This window comes from Endozoicomonas sp. G2_1 (assembly GCF_017744155.1).
Classification (GTDB): domain Bacteria; phylum Pseudomonadota; class Gammaproteobacteria; order Enterobacterales; family Alteromonadaceae; genus JAGHQT01.
In genome coordinates, this window is sequence record NZ_JAGHQT010000004.1 from 89,810 (window position 1) to 108,320 (window position 18,511).

General features: G+C 43.0%; 13 protein-coding genes. 9 read left to right on the plus strand and 4 right to left on the minus strand.

Features of this window, described 5'->3' with window-relative positions:
* Positions 1-28: 28 nt before the first annotated feature.
* From J7384_RS07150 to J7384_RS07170, 5 genes are all read left to right on the plus strand, one after another.
* Positions 29-2,830, plus strand: coding sequence for an Ig-like domain-containing protein (locus J7384_RS07150; protein WP_209112509.1), 2,802 nt, complete (start codon positions 29-31; stop codon positions 2,828-2,830).
* A gap of 12 nt (positions 2,831-2,842) precedes the next feature.
* Positions 2,843-5,575 (plus strand): TonB-dependent receptor plug domain-containing protein, encoded by a 2,733-nt coding sequence (locus tag J7384_RS07155; RefSeq protein ID WP_209112511.1) that lies wholly within the window; start codon positions 2,843-2,845, stop codon positions 5,573-5,575.
* Between the two features lie 35 nt (positions 5,576-5,610).
* A complete protein-coding gene (locus J7384_RS07160; protein ID WP_209112513.1) occupies positions 5,611-5,850 on the plus strand; it encodes a hypothetical protein in 240 nt (79 codons plus the stop codon).
* A gap of 137 nt (positions 5,851-5,987) precedes the next feature.
* Positions 5,988-7,136 carry a cytochrome c peroxidase gene (locus J7384_RS07165; RefSeq protein ID WP_209112514.1) on the plus strand — a complete coding sequence of 383 codons (1,149 nt, stop codon included), beginning with the start codon at positions 5,988-5,990 and terminating at the stop codon, positions 7,134-7,136.
* 69 nt (positions 7,137-7,205) lie between these two features.
* Complete coding sequence (locus J7384_RS07170) at positions 7,206-7,628, plus strand: DUF3010 family protein (RefSeq protein WP_209112516.1); 423 nt, start codon at positions 7,206-7,208, stop codon at positions 7,626-7,628.
* Between the two features lie 86 nt (positions 7,629-7,714).
* Here J7384_RS07170 and J7384_RS07175 read toward each other — a convergent pair whose 3' ends face one another.
* Positions 7,715-9,259 (minus strand): PAS domain-containing methyl-accepting chemotaxis protein, encoded by a 1,545-nt coding sequence (locus tag J7384_RS07175; RefSeq protein WP_209112518.1) that lies wholly within the window; start codon positions 9,257-9,259, stop codon positions 7,715-7,717.
* A gap of 275 nt (positions 9,260-9,534) precedes the next feature.
* Here J7384_RS07175 and J7384_RS07180 point away from each other — a divergent pair, with 275 nt between their 5' ends.
* Both J7384_RS07180 and J7384_RS07185 read left to right on the plus strand, forming a co-directional pair.
* A complete protein-coding gene (locus J7384_RS07180; RefSeq protein WP_209112520.1) occupies positions 9,535-10,209 on the plus strand; it encodes a helix-turn-helix transcriptional regulator in 675 nt (224 codons plus the stop codon).
* Positions 10,210-10,295: 86 nt separating this feature from the next.
* On the plus strand, positions 10,296-11,453 hold the full coding sequence (locus J7384_RS07185; RefSeq protein ID WP_209112522.1) for a tetratricopeptide repeat protein: 1,158 nt from the start codon (positions 10,296-10,298) through the stop codon (positions 11,451-11,453).
* Positions 11,454-11,485: 32 nt separating this feature from the next.
* On the opposite strand, the gene J7384_RS07190 is transcribed toward J7384_RS07185, so the two are convergent.
* The 3 genes from J7384_RS07190 to rpsT form a co-directional block, all read right to left on the minus strand.
* Positions 11,486-13,087: a choline dehydrogenase gene (locus J7384_RS07190; RefSeq protein WP_209112525.1), complete on the minus strand. Its 1,602-nt coding sequence runs from the start codon at positions 13,085-13,087 to the stop codon at positions 11,486-11,488.
* Between the two features lie 328 nt (positions 13,088-13,415).
* Positions 13,416-15,065, minus strand: a complete 1,650-nt coding sequence (locus J7384_RS07195; protein ID WP_209112527.1) for a Zn-dependent hydrolase — start codon at positions 15,063-15,065, stop codon at positions 13,416-13,418.
* 201 nt (positions 15,066-15,266) lie between these two features.
* Positions 15,267-15,527 (minus strand): 30S ribosomal protein S20, encoded by a 261-nt coding sequence (gene rpsT, locus J7384_RS07200; protein ID WP_209112529.1) that lies wholly within the window; start codon positions 15,525-15,527, stop codon positions 15,267-15,269.
* 270 nt (positions 15,528-15,797) lie between these two features.
* On the opposite strand from rpsT, the gene murJ reads away from it, so the two are divergent.
* Together murJ and ribF are read left to right on the plus strand one after the other, a co-directional pair.
* On the plus strand, positions 15,798-17,378 hold the full coding sequence (gene murJ, locus J7384_RS07205; RefSeq protein ID WP_247741677.1) for a murein biosynthesis integral membrane protein MurJ: 1,581 nt from the start codon (positions 15,798-15,800) through the stop codon (positions 17,376-17,378).
* A 136-nt stretch (positions 17,379-17,514) separates the two neighbouring features.
* Positions 17,515-18,480: a bifunctional riboflavin kinase/FAD synthetase gene (gene ribF, locus J7384_RS07210; protein ID WP_209112531.1), complete on the plus strand. Its 966-nt coding sequence runs from the start codon at positions 17,515-17,517 to the stop codon at positions 18,478-18,480.
* Positions 18,481-18,511: the final 31 nt, after the last annotated feature.

Below are 18,511 nucleotides of genomic sequence, written 5' to 3' on the forward strand. Positions count from 1 at the left end.
CCGCTCCGCATTTTACATTGGGATCAAAATGATGAAAAAAAATTGGTTGTTACTCACCACATCCGTGGTTGTCTTATCTGCCTGCGGAGGCAGTTCTGAGTCAAATTCCGCACCGAAATTTGATCAAGCGAATTACAGTCTAGCGTTAAAGGAAGACGCTAGTGCCAAAATAACCGTTAGCGCTAAAGATGATAATGGTGACAAGCTTACCTATTCACTGAGCAATGCCCCCGCCAATGCCACTGCAACAATTGATGCGAATAGTGGTGAAGTAAGTTACGTACCAACAGCTAACTTTAATGGTGATGATAAATTTACCGTCGCGGTATCTGATGGCACCGCGGTGACTAACGTTGAAGTGACTGTCACTATTGAAGCGGTCAACGATGCTCCTGAATTGGCACTCGACAAGCTCTTGGTAAGTGGTGGTGAAGTTAAAAAGGGCACGTTAGCGGCAACGGATATTGACGGTGATAGTTTAAAGTACGAACTCACCAAAGCACCTAAAGTCGGTGCTATGGTTATTGCAGCAGATAGCGGTGAAGTAACCTATACCATTAAAGATATCGTTAGCATTGATGATGCTTTTACCGTAAAAATTAGTGATGGTAATGGCGGTGAAATCACTAAGCAATTATCGCTTGGCACCAGCTTAGCGACTAATGCCGATCGCGCGTATTATTATTACGCTTGGGATAAATCTCACCTTAAACAAGCGCAAAAAATTAGCGATGGGCTAAAAGATGATGTTGTCAATTCAAGTGTCTACTCATCGCTAGTATCTGGCTACAGCAATGCTGGGTTCAGCGATATCACTGAAAGCATTTTGACCGGAGATGCTATCACGAATCAAATCACTCGCGCTTCTGCCTATTTATCAGCGGCAAATGCCAATATTCGTCTCGGTAACAAGAATAAGGCGACTGATTACTTAGTAAAGGCACAACAGCTTTATTCAGAACAGTTAGCGACCAATGGTATTGCTACCTTAGACGCTGGGTTTTTCCCAAGTTTAGCGACAGCTTATCGAGCGATGGGGGATGACAATGGTGCAACTCAAGCCTATAGCGTCATGGATTTAGTGATGAACTCTATTGGTGAAGGCACAGAAGCAAGGCGTCTCTTCTTTCGATTTAATTTTTATGTTGATGATTTAGTTGCTGATTATGAGGAAACTAAAGCTGAACAAGACCGATTGGCAGCGTTAGAGCAAACTGAACGCTTGTTGCGTTTTACCCCTAGAATTGGTTATAGCACTAACTTTGCCGATCAAAAATATTCGTCAGTAACTCTTGTTGCTTACGACTACGTGATTGAGAAATTTATCACCCTTAATGAGCCGGAACGGGCTAAACAAGCACTAGCACAAGCACTGGCGCTTTATGGCTATGTCGATTACGACAGCAACTACTCGGTAGCTGCTGACCCATATGCCGATACCACCAAAAACGATTATGTTTTCACTGTACCTGACTTTGCTGCTCACATGGTGACTTTATATCCATCGGTTGATATTAGTTCGTTAACTGAAATTGCAAAGGGCTCTATTTTCTTTGATTTTGTTAAAGACTCTATCATCGGTGACGCAGAAGAGGCATTGACCTTTGCTCGCGTGCGCGCCAGTACATCAGATCAGCAAGCGGTTGACATTGTTGTTGCCAACAAAAAGTCAGATGATTTACGCCAGCACTTTACCGAGTTAGTTGCGTTTAACATCCGCACTAAAGGCGCTGCCATTTATATGATTGATCAAGGCCGATATAGCGCTGCCGATGCTTTGGCGCAAGAAGCATTAACCCTTATTCAAAGTGATGAGTACTTAGCAGAAAACCGCAGCAGCTTTTCCTTTATTAGCGGCGAGTCAGGATGTGGCCGCTTGGTGCGGGTTTATGAGCAGTTAGAGCGTTTAAGCGCTGGCAATGGTTATAGTGAAAAAGCAAAAAGCACCGCAAAAGTGTGTGGTGATCTAATGTTGGCTCACTTTAACGAGCGCAAAACCGATAGCAAAGGTAACCTGTTAGTCAGTACCAAAGAAGCTGTTCAAGCGGCGGCGATTGTTGCTAAGTATCTGACTAGGCATGGTCATACTGAAACCCTTAATGCTGTTTTAGCAAGTGCCAATAGCAATATAGAGTTGTTGAAAAACGACATTAGCGACAGCGAAAATCTCACCAAAGAAAAAGCCGATCGCTATGCCAATTTAGCGGTAGAACTTGCCCGAGGTGGTTTCTTCAGTCAGGCACAAAGCTTTTACGACAGTGCTTTGGCCGAAGCGGTTAAAATTGAAGAAACTACTAGTGCTGCCAGTGTTGGTAACTTTACCCGCGACCTATTCAACGGTCGTCGTCGCGCTGATTCGTCGTATCTTCAATGGATAGAAGCGATAAATGCCAATGAAAACGCTGCACAGAGAGTGCAAAACCGCCAACAAGCTGCAACGATTTTAGCTAAGCATTTAGATAAGGTAATACCATTTATTGCCACTAAATCTGATCTCATTAAAAACGAAGAGTACGTGCCATTTGCCGCAATTTACACTTATCTTGGCGATACTGATAGAGCCTTAACCATTGCTCAAGACGAAGCCTTAGGCGAGCTTGAAAAAGCGAGTATTGAAGCTAATGTCGCCCGCAACTTGGCCAGTGCTGACGCGTTTCCAAGTTCTATTGTTGCCAGTGTTGATACCGATAACGATGGCAAGCCAAACTTCTTCGCCCCGTTTGCTACGGACGAAATGATTAGTGACTCGGGTTTGGTATTAGACGAAGACAGTGATAATGACGGAATTAAGGACGAAGAAGATCCGTCACCGTTAGTAAAAAATAACTAGCCGTTATTGTTTATGAAATTATCACTTTCAATAATTGCCTTAGCAAGCTTAGCGCTTGCTAAGGCAGCATCGGCACAAAATGCGCAAATAGCTTCGCTGCAAAAGCGAGAAAAAGCTTTGCTTGAGGCTTGCCAATCAGAATCGAGTAGGGAAACTGAGTCTGATTGTCAGAGCGATGACGCTAAAGATGTCGAGCGCATTACTGTGTTGGGCTACAAGTTAAACCCAATAAATACTGGTAGTGAGGGTAGCTATACCATCGATAAAAAAATTATCGATGACTACCGATTCGGCAACGGTAATCTCAATGATATTTTAGCGATTCTACCTGGGGTGCAATACAGCGACCAAACCCGAGCAGAAGATCAATTGACCTCAATCGTACCAGACGAAGTGTCGATATCTGGCGCCCAAGGCCATCATTCTGGTTACAACATTGATGGCATTAGTAATAATTCACGCTTGAGTACCGGCAATGCTCAGGTTGATGAAAACTTGCGACAGGATATTAACACTCATAGCCAAGCCAGTTTTATCAACTTGTCACTGGTTGATACGATAGAAGTATATGACAGTAATATTCCAGCGAAATACGGCCAGTTTTCAGGAGGCTTGGTTAATGTCACCACTAAAAAACCAAGTGTTGAGCCGAGTTTTGGTATTGGTTATCGCACCACTGGCGATAGTTTTAGCAGGCAAATTCACATCGCCGGACCTGAAAATGAAGCGTCGTCACGACTTTATCGGCCATCTTTTGACAAAGTAGAGGCGGATATTTATTACTCTGGGCCAATTACTGACCACAGTGGTATTGTGCTGCAAGCGCAATTTTTAGAGTCGACAGAGTATCTTGATCAACTTGGTCAAATCAAGGCTCAACAGCAGAAAAATACTAATGTATTGGTTAAGTACCATCACGATTTTACGCTCAATGATAGCTTAACGGTTACTGCATTATACGCACCGTTCAACGGCGACTACTTTGAGAAGTTCCAACGCAATAGTGACTATTCAACCTCTGGTGGTGGTATTAGTACCAGTATTGCTTACGGTCACGACGGCCGTTGGGGCACAGTCAATAGCCAAGTGAGTTACAGTGACAACCGTTACGAAAAACGAGCACCTAATTATTGGTTGGCGTGGCGTAATATTCGCGGTCGCAGCTGGGCTGACTATTATGGTGGTGAAAGCAGTATTGAAGGCGGCTTTGGCGACATCGACAAAAACGAACGTCGGATCAGTGCCGATATTGATACTGTACTAGCACCATGGCAGTGGCTGAACGCTGAGGTCGAGTTAACGGCGGGGCTAAATTTTCAGCATCAAATCCAAGAATTCAATCGTTTGACCGACAACGTCATTTACAACGGAGTTGTGACTAATTCAAATATTGATTGTGGCGCCTATACCATTGACTGCGTTGAAACCGAGTTAAAGCTTTCGCTAGCAGAGCTTGAACAGCAGCTCGGTCGACCGATCGATTTAACCAACGCCAGTGATATTTTGCTTTACCAAAATAATGTGGTTACTGCCGGGCAGTATTTTCAAAACCGCCAAGTAGCCCAAGCAAAAGACACCTCGGTAGCGGTAAATTATTTAGCTTTTTACAGTGAGTTGAGCGTTGACTGGCGCAATCACCAAGCAACACTGGGAGGTCGTTACGAATACAATGACTTTTTCAAAGAGCACAATATAGCACCGCGTTTTAGGTGGCGTTGGGATTTGTTTGCCGATCAGCAGCATCTGATTAGCTTTGGAGCTAATCGTTATTACCAAGCAAACTTAACCCAATACAAACTCAATCAGTCTATCACGCCTGCGTTTAACGAATATCGCCGCAGTTTTGGCAATCAGTTGCAAAACTGGGTAGTCGCCCGTACTGGACAAGGTCATTTGTATGTCTTTACCGATACTGAAACCCCTTATGCTGATGAGCTCAGTCTCGATTATCAATATCAGTTGTTTGGTGGCACTTTGCAACTCAAGTGGTTGAGTCGTCAGAGTAAAAAGCAAATCACACGCACTGAGGGCTTTAATGAAATTGGTCAAGCGGTGCTCTATGGTACTAATCGCGGCGCCAATGACTACCACCGTTATACACTTGCTTGGATGGCCAATTACGAGAATTTTCACGTCCAGTTTAATATCTCAAAGGCGTCAAATAAGGTTGATAAGGCGACTTTTGATGGCGAGTTTGACGGGGCCAATGGGACCTTTTTTGGCACTAGCAATTTTCACGACCAAGAGTTGGTTATTTTGCGTCAAGTGGTTGAAGAAAGGTTTGCGGGCACGGACCAAGTTAGGCTAAAGACCACAGAGTCGTTGATTACTGAACATGATTTGGGCTACCAACGCACTGACTTTAACCGACCGGTTATTGCCAATTTGAGCTTTGGCACCGATTGGCACAATTGGCAACTGGCCAGCCACTTCCGTTACAGCGCATCACAAGACGCTATTTATGCCACCGGTGAAACTGACTCTGTAACGCTAGAAACCAACGTCTGTGAGGGCTGTGTTATCACTCGCAAAGACTTTCCGGTATATCGCAAGTACCGACGCGCTAGCTATTGGTTGGCCGACGCTAGCATTAAGTACCACGTGCCAATGTTTGGTTTCGGTAGCTTAACGCTCAGTGCTGACTTTAAAAATATTTTTAACCGCCGTACCTATCAAATTGGCCCGTTGGCGACAGGTACCGAATTGGGTCGTAGCTTTTGGTTGGGAATTCGTTACCAACACTAATTGTTTTATTAAGTTTATTATTTGGAGATTTTATTATGAGTTTATCTATCGTTAGCGCAGCGCTTGTTAGTCAGTTGTGTTACTTCCCCGCCCATGACTTAGGCGATGGCTATTGGTTAAAAAAAGCGAATTTACTTGAGCCTGAATTGATGGCAGCGGTCAAGAGTCAATCTGACACCTGCATTGAGCTCACTAAACAAAGCGAGCTTGATGAGGCCGCGCATTTGGTCAAATTAGACCCGACTAAAAAAACGATTGTTTTATCAAAAAAGTAGTCGCAAACAATACTATTGCCGCTATGCGGCAATAGTGCCAAAACCTCAAATAACGTTGTCGTAGCCCTTTTAAGTTTACTCCTTCACTTCCCCTCGATATGAATTTTATATTTTTTAGTACAATACCTTTAAACGCAATGTTATTACTGCTTTTAACAATAAGCTGTTCAGCCTTTGCAGATACTCATACGGATATTAGTAGTGATCTCACTTTGTTGCGAACGACTTATTTGAAAGCGCCAGAATTTTGGCCAAAGCCACTATTAGACTCTGGTATAGAGCACAACGAGCTGGGCTTGTTACCATTGCCGGTTTTTCCGAAGACTAACCCTTTTAGTCGTGCGAAAGTTGAATTAGGTCAACGACTGTTTAACGACCCGCTATTGTCTGGTTCTGGGCAAATCGCATGTGCTAGCTGTCACGACAAAGATTTGGGCTGGGCTGATGGTAGACAAACATCTTTTGGTCACAACCGGTTACGAGGCACACGAAACGCACCAAGTATTGAAAATGCAGCCTACTTTACTGAGTTTTTTTGGGACGGTCGGGCTGACTCTTTAGAAGCACAGGCATTGCAACCCATTATCAATCCAATTGAAATGAATACGTCAATTGAACAGGTGCTGATTAAATTAAAGCGAGATCCGAGTTACGTTGAGGCTTTTAATCAAGTATTTTACAATACTGGTATTACCGCGGCAAACCTTGCCAAAGCAATCGCCACTTTTGAGCGTACGATTATTTCAAGATACTCTGCTTTTGACCGCTTTTTAGTGGCGCGTCATTATCAAGGCAGGCAGCATCAACTGCTAAGTGCTCAACTTAGCGACCAAGCATTATTGGGCTTACATTTATTTCGGACAAAGGCACGCTGTTTAAATTGTCACAGCGGGCCGGCGATGACGGATAATAAATTTCACAATTTGGGACTAACTTATTACGGTCGAGAACTGGAGGATTTAGGCCTTTATCTTACCACAGGCAAAGCGCAAGACGTTGGCAAGTTCAAAACGCCAAGCTTACGGGGTGTAATGAATACCAAACCTTGGATGCACAATGGCTTATTTTTTAGCATGCGAGGAGTATTAAATATTTATAATCGCGGCGGCGTACCAACGGTAGTTGATGAGCAAGACCCTTTGTCTCCAGTCACCTCAAAACACCTGCAAAAGCTCAATTTAACCTTATCTGAAATTGAAGCGCTGGAAGCGTTTTTAGAGGCAATAACAGGATTTCCCGCCAATGGGCCATCGGTTCGAGTGATGAGCGAATTAGAACAGCAGTAATAATACTTTTGGTATCGAGCGTATATCACATACAATATAGTCATCTTGTATTTATTCTTTGGAATTTTGATGAAAATTTGTGGTGTAGAGCTAAAAGGCAACGATGCGATTATCTGTGTGATGTCTCGCGATATGGGCTTGTATGATATTCCTCGTGTCCGGGTGCCGAAACTGAGTATAGACAATGCCGGCAATGCTGAAGAAATGCAAAAATTTCAGTTCGACTTTGCTAAATTAATGGCTGATTACCAAGTAGAAAAAGTAGTAATTAAAGGGCGTGCTTTGAAAGGAAAGTTTGCTGGCGGTCCGGTTGGTTTCAAACTAGAAGCAGCCATTCAACTGATTGCTGACTTAGACGTTGAGATTGTTTCTTCGACTATGATCAAAAACAGTCTTGCGAAAAGCCAAGTCAATATTGATTTTCGCGATACTGGCTTGAAGAAGTTTCAAGAGCAGGCATTTAATACCGTGTTTGGGTATTTTGAGCAATAGTTTTTAGTAATTGTTGTTCGAACGTGAAAGGGGTCTAAATTTGATTTAGCCCCCTTTTTTGTCATTAAGTGAGTTTATCCAAAGTTTTAGTTTCTAAACTGATTAATCAAGCTTTGTTGTTCGTTAAGCTCAGTCAACAATTCGTTGCTTAGTTCAGTGGCTTTACGCCCGTGTTGCTCACTCTCTGAAGACATATCGGAGATGGCGATAACGTTTTGATTGACCTCTTCAGCAACCACTGATTGTTCGCCAATGGCGGTGGCAATTTGTTCACTTATTTGCGCTAAACTACTCACTTCAAAATGAACTTGCTCTAAAGACTCTCCCGTTTGTTGAGAAAGGTCAACACAAGTTTTAGACAACTGGTTACCTTGAGTCATCGCGTCAATGGCAAACTCAGATTCACTGAGTAACTGGGTCAGTAATTTATTAATTTCTTCTGTTGATTGTTGCGTACGCATGGCAAGCGCCCGTACTTCTTCGGCAACAACGGCAAAGCCGCGGCCTTGTTCGCCAGCACGGGCGGCTTCAATGGCGGCGTTAAGGGCGAGCAAGTTAGTTTGGTCAGCAATACTGCTGATCTCGCTCAATACAGTTTCAATCGATTGGCAGCCCGATGTTAGATTATTAATTGCTTGGTCAACTTGTGTGAGTTGCTCTGACAATTGATTAATCGCTAGGGTTGTACTGTCTACTTGCTGTTTACCCTCGATACTAATGTCTAGGCCTTGTTGGCTGGCAACGGCTGCTTGAGCAACGGTATGGGTAATTTCTTGCACTGTTGAAGACATTTGATTAGCTGCAGCGGCAACTTGCTCGGTCTCGCGGCGTTGCTCGCTTAAAATGCTTGCTACATTGTCGCCACTTTGAGACGACTGCTCAGCTGTACTGGTAATATTTTGTGAAATATCACTGACGCGACCGACAATGGCATTGAGTTCAGCTTGGCGTTTTTTTAAGGCTAATTCTATGGCACCAATTTTGTCATTGTTACCCGAATACAAATACGTCATTAACGGGTTGTCAAAAATTTGCTTAGCTTGTTGAACCACGTTTTGATATTTAGTACGCCATTGAAAAAATAAGGCGGAAGCAACTACTGATAGTGCGGTTAAGGGGATAGAAGTGAAGTAGTTGTCTGAGGTGATGAGGTTGATAGTGGATAATATGGCGAGAGTGAAGAAAAAATATTGGAACCAGCTGCTTTGGTCGGTTTCAGAAGCTATTTTCTTGGGCTGTTTACCTTGATTTAGCTCGGGGTAAACTTCGTTGGTTCTTCTTATCAAGTCATCATCCGGGCAAGTTCTTACTGACTGATATTCTTTGATTTGACCGTTGCTGTCTTTTATCGGTGTAACGAAAGCGTTTACCCAATAATAATCGCCATTTTTACAGCGATTCTTTACCGGCCCCATCCAAGATTTACCTGCACGAATGAACTGCCAAAGGTTTTCAAAGGCCGCTTTTGGCATATCTGGATGACGTACCATATTGTGTGGATTGCCTTTCATTTCGTCTAAGCTGTAACCTGCAATGTCGCAGAAGCTCTGATTGGCATATTTGATACGGCTGTCTAAATCTGTAGTGGAAAGAAGAATTTCTGATTTGGAAAATTTTTGTTCTCGGCTCATATAAGGCTCATTTATTATTAATAACAACAGAGGATTAATCTAATGCAGTCCTTAGCCACCAAACTGGGTGTGTGATATTTTGTTTCTAACGTTAATAGGCTGTAACAAAATATTTCAGGATAATCTATCGGGTTATTGACCGTATGTATAGTAATAACCTTACATTTTTTAATGAATTTTAAATCAAACTTAATCAACTAAGTTAATTTAGATCAAGTTATCGAGCTGTTAACAGGGCTAGAATATCGCTGTAGAGTTTAATGGTGAGAAAAGGTATGTCCGATAGTTTTGCTGGTCGATTGCAAGCCCTGTTAGAACAAAGAGAAGTCTCAATTCACGCGTTGGCAAAGGCGATTGGAGTTAGTCGTCAGTCGATATACAACTGGCTAGCGTCAGACCATATTAGTACTCGTTCAGTAAACAAAATCGCTCATTACTTTGCCGTTAGTCCGGACTGGCTTAAATTTGGTAATTCTCAGGGACAAGAAAGATTTTCACCTTGGTCGGGGGAGCTGTCGGCAGTGGTGGATGATAACCTGGCAATAACTAAGCAGCATTTGACCGAACTTGGTATTTGCCTTGGCCGTTATTATTTTGATCAGATTCGACTTGAATGGATCATTGGCGAGCAAGCACCGTTGGCAAAGCAGATTGCACTACCTATAGACGTCATCGAAATACGCCGCTATTTGACTAATTTGCAATGGCTTAGGTTGAAAAAAGCTTACATCAAGCTCTGTCGTTCAGGCAAAGGCCAAACCATGTTGTTAACCTTAGTACAGCACAATATCTCAGTAGCGGTTATTTTATTGCCACTGATTAATCAAGCTGGTGACTTAGTTGGCTTAACCTTTAATTTGAGCCAAACTGAGCTGGCGAGCAACACCGAAACATCACCTCATTTATTTGTTGACCAACAAACCACTAGAAACTGTGAACTGAGTTATTAATCCTCACTAAACTTGTGTCAATTAATACAAAGATGTATTAATGAACTAAAGCAAACCTATATTTCAAGTAATCGAGGTAAGTTTTAGTGGTATTTAAACGTTTTTGCGTTGGCATTATTGGGCTTTGGTTGACGGGGTGTAGTGTTCTACCAATTGACCAAGTAAAGGTTATAAAACCATTCTCGCTGCCAATTAACTACGAATTGATAGACCATCAAACTGTTGATGTTATTGATGAAGAAGAGCTATTTGCACTAAGTGATGGGCAGCAACAAGCCTTTCTCAACCAGTATCAACATTACGTGTCACATGGGTATGCGCCTCATAAAGCAATATTTCAAATACTAAAATCTGATTTAACCGACTTTACTTATTACGGCGAAACTAATACTGCTCAGCAAACGGCCAGCTTAGCTCGTGGTAATTGCATGAGTTTAGCTGTGCTAACGACTGCATATGCCAAGCTTGCCAATGTTGACTTCGATTATCGCAAGGTGAACACCTTGCCGATTTTCGAAAAACAAGGCAACGTTATTTTATCTTCTTCCCATGTTCAAACTTACTTATATAAACCAAACTTTAAACCTGAGATTGATACATATTATCTCAGGCCGCCAGGAATTGTTGTTGATTACTTTCCCAGTACGACAAATATGCCCGGCAGGTTGTTTAGCAAGCATCAGTTTATCGCAATGTATTACCGAAACATTGCGGCGGACTATTTGATTGATAATGAATTAGAAGCCGCATTTGCGTATGCGTTAGCAAGTCATCAGTATGATCAGCACAGTCCTGAAAATATTAATTTACTGGCTGTTTTACATCGGCGTTTGGGTGATGTCGAAGGGGCTGAGGCTATTTATCAAGCGGCCTTAGCACACGACTTAAACAATGTTGCGATGTTGAGCAACTACGCGACGTTGTTAAAATCACAACAGCGTTACCAAGAAGCGGAAATACTCGATAATAAAATTGCCGGTTTAGAGGATTTAAACCCTTATCAATGGCTTGAGCAAGCCTATGTTGAGCACCGGCAAGGGCGGGTTGCTGCGGCTAAACGTTATTATTACAAAGTGATTGAACAAGCCCCCTATGTGCATCAAGCATACTTGGGGCTTTATCAAATATATGCCAAGCAGCACCAGCTTAATAAAGCCAGGGAAATGTTAAAGAAAGCATTGACTTGGAGTTACGAATTAGATGATCGCAAGCTGTACAAAGCTAAGCTCTACAGCTTGTGGTAGTTCGTTGACAAAATTTCTAAAGTGAACTGATATTAACTGTGATCCGCTAGTATCATATCAGCCGCTTTACAGCCGATCATGATCGCGGGCGCGTTGGTATTACCACTAATCAAGGTTGGCATTATTGACGCGTCGGCAACCCGAAGATTGGCGATACCGCGCACTTTTAATTGGTCGTCAACAACCGCCATGTCATCTTGCCCCATTTTACAGGTACCGACTGGGTGATAAATGGTATTGGCCTTAGCACGAACAAATTCGAGAATTTCTTGATCTGATTGAACATCATTTCCGGGAAAAAACTCACTGCTAGTATCTGATTTTAATGGCTCTTGGGCAAAAATGTTTCTCGCCAGTTTTACCGCGTCAATCATTACTTGTTGGTCTTCGGGCTCGGTGAGTGCACTATTGAGGATTTTCGGGTGAGAGCTTGGTTTGTTGTTGTATAAACTAATACTTCCACGACTTTTCGGTCTCAACAAACATGCGTGAATGGCAACGCCGTAGTTGAGTAACATTTTGTTGTTGCGGCCGTGATCATCTAAGGCACAGGCGGAAAAATGCAACTGCACGTCTGGCCGAGATAATTCAGGTCTCGATTTCACAAAACCGCCACTTTCAGAGGTTGTTGTGGTTAATATGCCTTTGCGTTTAGTCATAAAGTTAAACAGGTGCTTTACGCCGTGTAATAGCACTGTTGGTCTAAAGGCGAGGATATCGGTCTTGTGATACTTTTTAATCACTAAAGTATCAATGTGTTCTTGCAAATTCTTGCCAACACCCGGCAAGTGTTGTTTAAGTTCAATATTGTGCTGTGCTAGCTCTTCTTGATCGCCGATACCCGACAACATCAATAGCTGAGGGGAATTGAAGGCACCTGCACTGACGATAACTTCGCGTTTAGCACTTAGCTCTTTGCGCTGCCCTTTTTGGCTAATGACAACGCCAGTTGCTTGTCCGTCTTCAATGACCACTTTTTCCACTAACACTTCAGTGAGTACCGTTAAGTTGCTACGAGCGAGGTTAGGTGTGACAAAAGCATCAGCAGCGCTGCAGCGCAATCCGTCTTTTTGAGTTACTTGATACTGACCAACACCTTCTTGGCTAGCGCCGTTAAAGTCTTTATTCTCGGGAAAGCCAGCTAACTTTGCCGCTTCAACGAAGTCTTGAAAGGCGTCGAGATTACTACTTGGTTCAGCGACATTCAACGGGCCACCGGTGCCGTGAAATTCACTGTCGCCACGCTCTTGGTGTTGCACTGCTTTGAAATATGGCAACACCTCGTCATAGCTCCAACCTTTGTTGCCAAGCTCGGCCCAGTGGTCGTAATCTTCTCGTTGACCACGGATATACAGCATTGCGTTGACTGAGCTACTGCCACCTAAGACTTTGCCTCTTGGATGGAAAATAGAGCGGTTATTTTGGCTGGGTTCCGGTGCTGAGTTGTATTGCCAGTTCAAGACCTTGTGCTTCATTAGCTCGACGATACCCAAAGGAATTTTGATCAACCAATTAGTATCTTTTGGTCCTGCTTCTAACAAACAGACTTGAAATTTGCCGTTGGCGCTTAGTTTATCCGCTAGCGCACAGCCAGCAGAGCCGCCACCGACGATAATAAAATCGTAATGTTCCATTCTTGCTTCCCCGTTATCTAGTGCCACTCAGCGTTATTTTGTACAACCGCTTTGTCTTTCTTATCTATGCGGATGGTATTACTACTGATTTGCCTATCTTATTATTATTGTTAGCTTTTATGATTAGCTAATATGGTGAGGCGAAACAAGTAGATCACTGAGTGATGATAATATTTGCGAATAGTGGTTATAACCAATCAAGCATTAATTTGGAAGTGTTAAATCGCTTATAAAGGTCATCATTGAAATAAATGCCAAAACAATGCAGAACGCGTTGTTTTGGCATTTTTGAGCCATACCGAGTGTGCAGTGGCGAGACCTACTTAAGTTATAGGCCTAACACTTTTTTACCTTGAACAAAGGTGATATCAACAGGGATATTAGCTTCTTCTAAACGAGCTAAGTCGCTGGCTAAGTCAGTTTTAATAATACCGCTGTCTTTCACTAATTGATCAACGCCTTGATAGTCGCCATTGCCTTGTAAGGTTAAAATTAGCTTAGATAATGAGTCTATTGCTTTGGTCATCTTGTCGATATTGACGCTATACAGACCGTCTTGGCTGCGACTAAATGCCCCTTGCTCTTGGAAATAGTTAAAGCGCACCATGTTCGCTTTGCCGTGCGCAGAGCTGGCGCCAAAACGCACCGAGCGGAAAATGCCTGCCATAAAGGTCACGTAGTAATCTTCTAGCTGGCCTTCAGTAATGGCGCCTTTCTCTAGCAATTGGCGAATCATATACAAACCTAAGATATCGGCTTTGCCTTCTTCAAGGGCTGAGGCGTGCTCTTTAAGCGCCTGACGAACGGTACCCTTGTCGTTAATGGTGTTTTTAATACCCAAACCATGAGCAACTTCGTGGAACATGGTATTGGCAAAAAACGCGGTAAAGGTAACGTTTTGACGTTGCTCTGGTGCAATTAACGTTGCGGCAATCGGTTGCATAATATGATCGAATTTGGCTTGCATCGCATTTTTTAATTGCAGACGACGCGTACCTTTGGCCAATTGCACTTGTTCATCGTTCGGTAAGTTGATGGCGATAGTTTTGCCACCAGCATTTGAGTGCCCAGCGTAGTAGATTACGTCGTAAGCGTTCAAATCGGCATCTGATCCTGGTGTTTCTGCTTTGTATTTTCGGCTGACAGGTAAACCTTTTTGCAGTTCGGGTAAGTACGCTGCGTATTTCGCCAGTTTTTCACTCCACGCCATGTCTTTGACTAGCACGTATGACTCAAAACCCGCGCGGTAACCGTAAAGCTGATCTTCATAGGTTTCAATGGGACCGATAACAACGTCGATAGGGTTGTTTTTCATATCCATCCAAGCAAAGTCAGACGCTTGATATTCATCTGTTCTCAATGCTTGTGCGCGCATTGTTAAGTAGTTTGCAAATTCTTGATCTTCTGCGTACTGAGCGGCTTGTTCTAAAATTGCCGCCATGCGATTAATTTCATCGCTGTAGGCCTCTGAGTAGGCGATTGTGCTAAGCTTGCCGTTTTGGTCGCGGCGAACTAATGAATACAAGCCTTCTTTGTCGTTGAAATTTGCTTGTTCAAATTCGGCTTTTGTGATGTCTTGAGGGTAAAACTGGGCGCCAGCTTGCTTTTCAGGTGTGTTGGCTAAAAATGCTTTATCGCCGTTGAGTCGGTCCCATGGGCCGTAGTTAATCTCGGCAAACTTGCGAACTTTTTCATCTTTAATCGCACTGAGAAACTCAGCTTTGTTGTCGCCAAACGCTTGTTGCCAAAACAAGTCATCAGCAATGTCAGAAGCTTCGATCAGTAAGCTTAGCATTTGCTTTTGGTTGTCGGACAAATGACTGAGATCTGCGGTCAGTTCAACGGTTTGGTAAATGTCTAAACGATTTTGGTATTCTGGTAATAATTGTGCTGATTTCAGTTCAGCTTCTTGTTGGCTACAGCCGATCAACGCCGTTGCACTAAAAATGATTGCGGCGGCAATTTTGGTGTATTTCATGATGGTTTCCAAGGATTTTTTCGACGGAAAAAGAGTAGGTAAAAACGCTTACTAGAGCAAGTGTTATTCTGATTATTATTTTGGTTAATTAAAGAGAAGCAGATATAAAAAAACCGGCTAATGCCGGTTTTTTCTTTAGGTTGCTGATGTCTATTGATTAACAATACTAACAACAGCAGAAATTTGTCTATCGAACAAAAATTATAACGCTTTGATTGCAGCGCTTAAACGGCTCTTACTACGAGCAGCTTTGTTTTTGTGAATAAGACCTTTGCTTGCGTAACGATCTAAAATCGGTGTAGCAGCTGCAAATTCTTTACTTGCAGTTTCTTTGTCACCGGCTTCGATGGCAGCGATAACTTTTTTTACTAAAGTGCGCATCATTGAACGACGGCTTGCATTGTGTTGACGGCGCTTTTCTGATTGTACCGCACGTTTCTTAGCTTGCTTTGAGTTAGCCAAGGTGAACTCCTAAAAGTGAAATTATATAGCTTAAATTTAAGGCGACGAAATATGCCTGTTTTTTGCCGAATTGTCAAACCTTTTCAAGATAAAAATGTTAGCTTTGTTGAAATATTGTCCCGCAGTGAAGTTGGCCAGATAAAATTGCCGGTTAATTGCCTTTCACGCTTGTTGCCGTTGCCTGAATACCGTCATAATGGTGCGCATTTATTTCAGTAGACCTTTTTCGGTATAGGTCATCGCTATTGTCAGATCTCATTGGGGGAGAACTTGAGCAAAAAACTGGTTAAGTCGGGACTCATTGTTAGTTTTATGACCTTGGTATCGCGCGTTTTAGGATTGGTGCGCGATGGTGTTATCGCTTACGTAATGGGGATTAATGCCGCGACAGATGTTTTCTTTTTTGCCAACAAAATTCCCAATTTTTTTCGCCGGTTATTTGCCGAAGGAGCCTTTGCTCAAGCATTTGTGCCGGTATTAAGCGAATACCAAGCGCTTGATGAAAAAGAGGGCACGGGGCAACAGCAAACGAGGCAGTTAATTGCTCAAGCTTCGGGTACGCTTGGCGTGTTACTAACTCTAGTGACTTTGTTTGGCATGCTGGCATCGCCTTTATTTGTGATGCTGTTTGGTTTTGGTTGGTTTACCGATTGGCTGAGCGACGGCCCGTCAGCACCTAAGTTTGAACTTGCCAGCGCCTTGCTCAAGATCACTTTTCCGTATTTGTGGTTTATTAGTTTAACCGCTTTAGCTGGCTCAATACTTAATACTTTGGGTAAGTTTGCGGTCTCCTCTTTTACACCTGTGCTACTCAATGTTTGTATTATCTCAACGGCGATATGGGGTTCACCATATTTTGAAAACCCCGCTTATGCCTTGGCTTGGGGCGTGTTTTTAGGTGGCTTGGTTCAGTTTTTATTTCAATTGCCGTTTTTATGGCAAGCACAGGCCTTGCCTAAGCCGAAGTGGGCATGGTCTGCGCCGGGTGTGGTGAAAATAAGAACGCTGATTATTCCCGCTTTATTTGGCGTATCGGTTACCCAGATCAATTTATTGCTCGATACCCTGATTGCCAGCTTTTTGGTAACGGGTTCAATTAGTTGGCTTTATTTTGCCGATCGCTTGTTAGAATTTCCTTTGGGGCTATTTGGCATTGGTATTGCCACGGTGATTTTACCGCGCTTGTCTGGTCTTCACGCGCGAGAAAATGGTGGTGAGTTTGGTCAAACCATTAGTTGGTCACTGAAAGTCGTGACCTTGATGGGGTTACCTGCATTAGCTGGCTTAATGGTTTTAGCGCAACCCATTATTATGGTTTTATTTATGCGCGGTGAATTTGATCAAGCTGATGTGTTGCAAGTGTCCTATGCACTATTCGCCTATTTATCGGGCTTGATGAGCTTTATGTTTATTAAAGTACTCGCACCTGGTTACTACGCGAGGCAAGATACTAAAACGCCAGTGCGCATAGGCATTAAAGCCATGGTTGCCAATATGGTGTTTAATCTGGTGTTAGCGCCAGTATTTGGTTATGTTGGGCTTGCGATCGCAACCGTATTGTCAGCGACCTTAAATGCCTCGCTTTTATACATGGGCTTGCGAAAACAAGGTGTTTTCAGTATTGATAAGAAGTTGTTGACATTCTTTGTCCGAGCTTTGATATCGGCATTGGTGATGGCAGCCTTAGTCCATGCGTTATCGCCGGAGTTTTCAGTCTGGTTAACCATGAGTTTACCAAGCCAAATCGCTTGGCTTAGCGCTTATATTGCCATAGGTGTTAGCTGTTATTTTGCAACGATTATTGCATTGGGTGTTCGGTTAAAAGATTTTAAAGTAGAAAACAGAGAATAATTTGCCGGTTGACCCTGTATTTTAGCTGAGCAGCTGTATATAATTCGTCGGTTTTATCGGCTCGTTGCACCAGTTTTGAGTGCCTTTTAAGCGAAAACGTGCAACGAGATCTACATTTTGAGGTTGTTGTTAGTCAATGCAGTTAATACGCGGAATATATAATATAAAGCCTGAAGACCACGGCTGCGTATTGACGATTGGCAATTTTGACGGTGTTCATTTAGGCCATCAAGCAGTGATTAAAGCCTTAGTTGCTAAAGCTAAAGCGCTAAATTCGATTGCTGCGGTAATGGTTTTTGAACCTCAGCCTCAAGAGTTGTTTGCCAAAGAGCGAGCGCCAGCGCGCTTGGCGAGATTGCGTGATAAGTATCACTTATTGGCTAAACTCGGGGTTGAGCGGTTAATTTGCGTCAACTTTAACCAAGCCTTTGCCGAGCAAAGTGCTGAGTATTTTGTTGAACACTTATTGGTCGCAAAGCTCGGTATTAAGCATTTAATTATCGGCGATGATTTTAGATTTGGTCGCGGGCGAAGCGGGAATTTTGAGATGCTTTGTCAATACGGTCAACAACTCGGTTTCGGTGTTACGGATACTGCGAGCTATAAATTAGCCGAATGTCGCATTAGCAGCACTGAAATTCGCCACGCGCTGTTAAAAGATGATTTGAACAGTGCCGCCAATATGCTGGGAAGAGCATATTCATTGTCTGGCCGTGTTGTCCACGGTGAGAAAAACGGTCGAAAATTTGGTTTCCCGACCGCTAACGTCTTGTTGAAGCGCCGAGTGTCGCCAATTGCTGGTGTCTATGTCGTTAAAGTGATTATGGATGGATTAGCCGCTCAACAAACAACTTATTTTGGTGTTGCCAATGTTGGCACTAGACCAACACTTAATGGCGTAAGGCAGCAACTTGAAGTACATATTTTCGATTTCGACGGTAACTTGTACGGTCGACACATCGAAGTACAAGTACTTGAAAAGCTTCGTCAAGAGCAGCGCTTTGACTCGTTAGCAGCGCTGACTGAACAGATTGCAAAAGATAGCGAACAAGCTCGGACACTAGTACAGACAAACTATGCCAGTGTTAGTGCCAGCAAATAGCATTAGTATTAATTTAACGGATATTTGAATC

Excerpts from the sequence above, each read along its gene's own strand:
- J7384_RS07150 (WP_209112509.1), top strand. The coding sequence starts at position 29 with ATGATGAAAAAAAATTGGTTGTTACTCACCACATCCGTGGTTGTCTTA.
- J7384_RS07155 (WP_209112511.1), top strand. The coding sequence starts at position 2,843 with ATGAAATTATCACTTTCAATAATTGCCTTAGCAAGCTTAGCGCTTGCT.
- J7384_RS07160 (WP_209112513.1), top strand. The coding sequence starts at position 5,611 with ATGAGTTTATCTATCGTTAGCGCAGCGCTTGTTAGTCAGTTGTGTTAC.
- J7384_RS07165 (WP_209112514.1), top strand. The coding sequence starts at position 5,988 with ATGTTATTACTGCTTTTAACAATAAGCTGTTCAGCCTTTGCAGATACT.
- J7384_RS07170 (WP_209112516.1), top strand. The coding sequence starts at position 7,206 with ATGAAAATTTGTGGTGTAGAGCTAAAAGGCAACGATGCGATTATCTGT.
- J7384_RS07175 (WP_209112518.1), bottom strand. The coding sequence starts at position 9,259 with ATGAGCCGAGAACAAAAATTTTCCAAATCAGAAATTCTTCTTTCCACT.
- J7384_RS07180 (WP_209112520.1), top strand. The coding sequence starts at position 9,535 with ATGTCCGATAGTTTTGCTGGTCGATTGCAAGCCCTGTTAGAACAAAGA.
- J7384_RS07190 (WP_209112525.1), bottom strand. The coding sequence starts at position 13,087 with ATGGAACATTACGATTTTATTATCGTCGGTGGCGGCTCTGCTGGCTGT.
- J7384_RS07195 (WP_209112527.1), bottom strand. The coding sequence starts at position 15,065 with ATGAAATACACCAAAATTGCCGCCGCAATCATTTTTAGTGCAACGGCG.
- ribF (WP_209112531.1), top strand. The coding sequence starts at position 17,515 with ATGCAGTTAATACGCGGAATATATAATATAAAGCCTGAAGACCACGGC.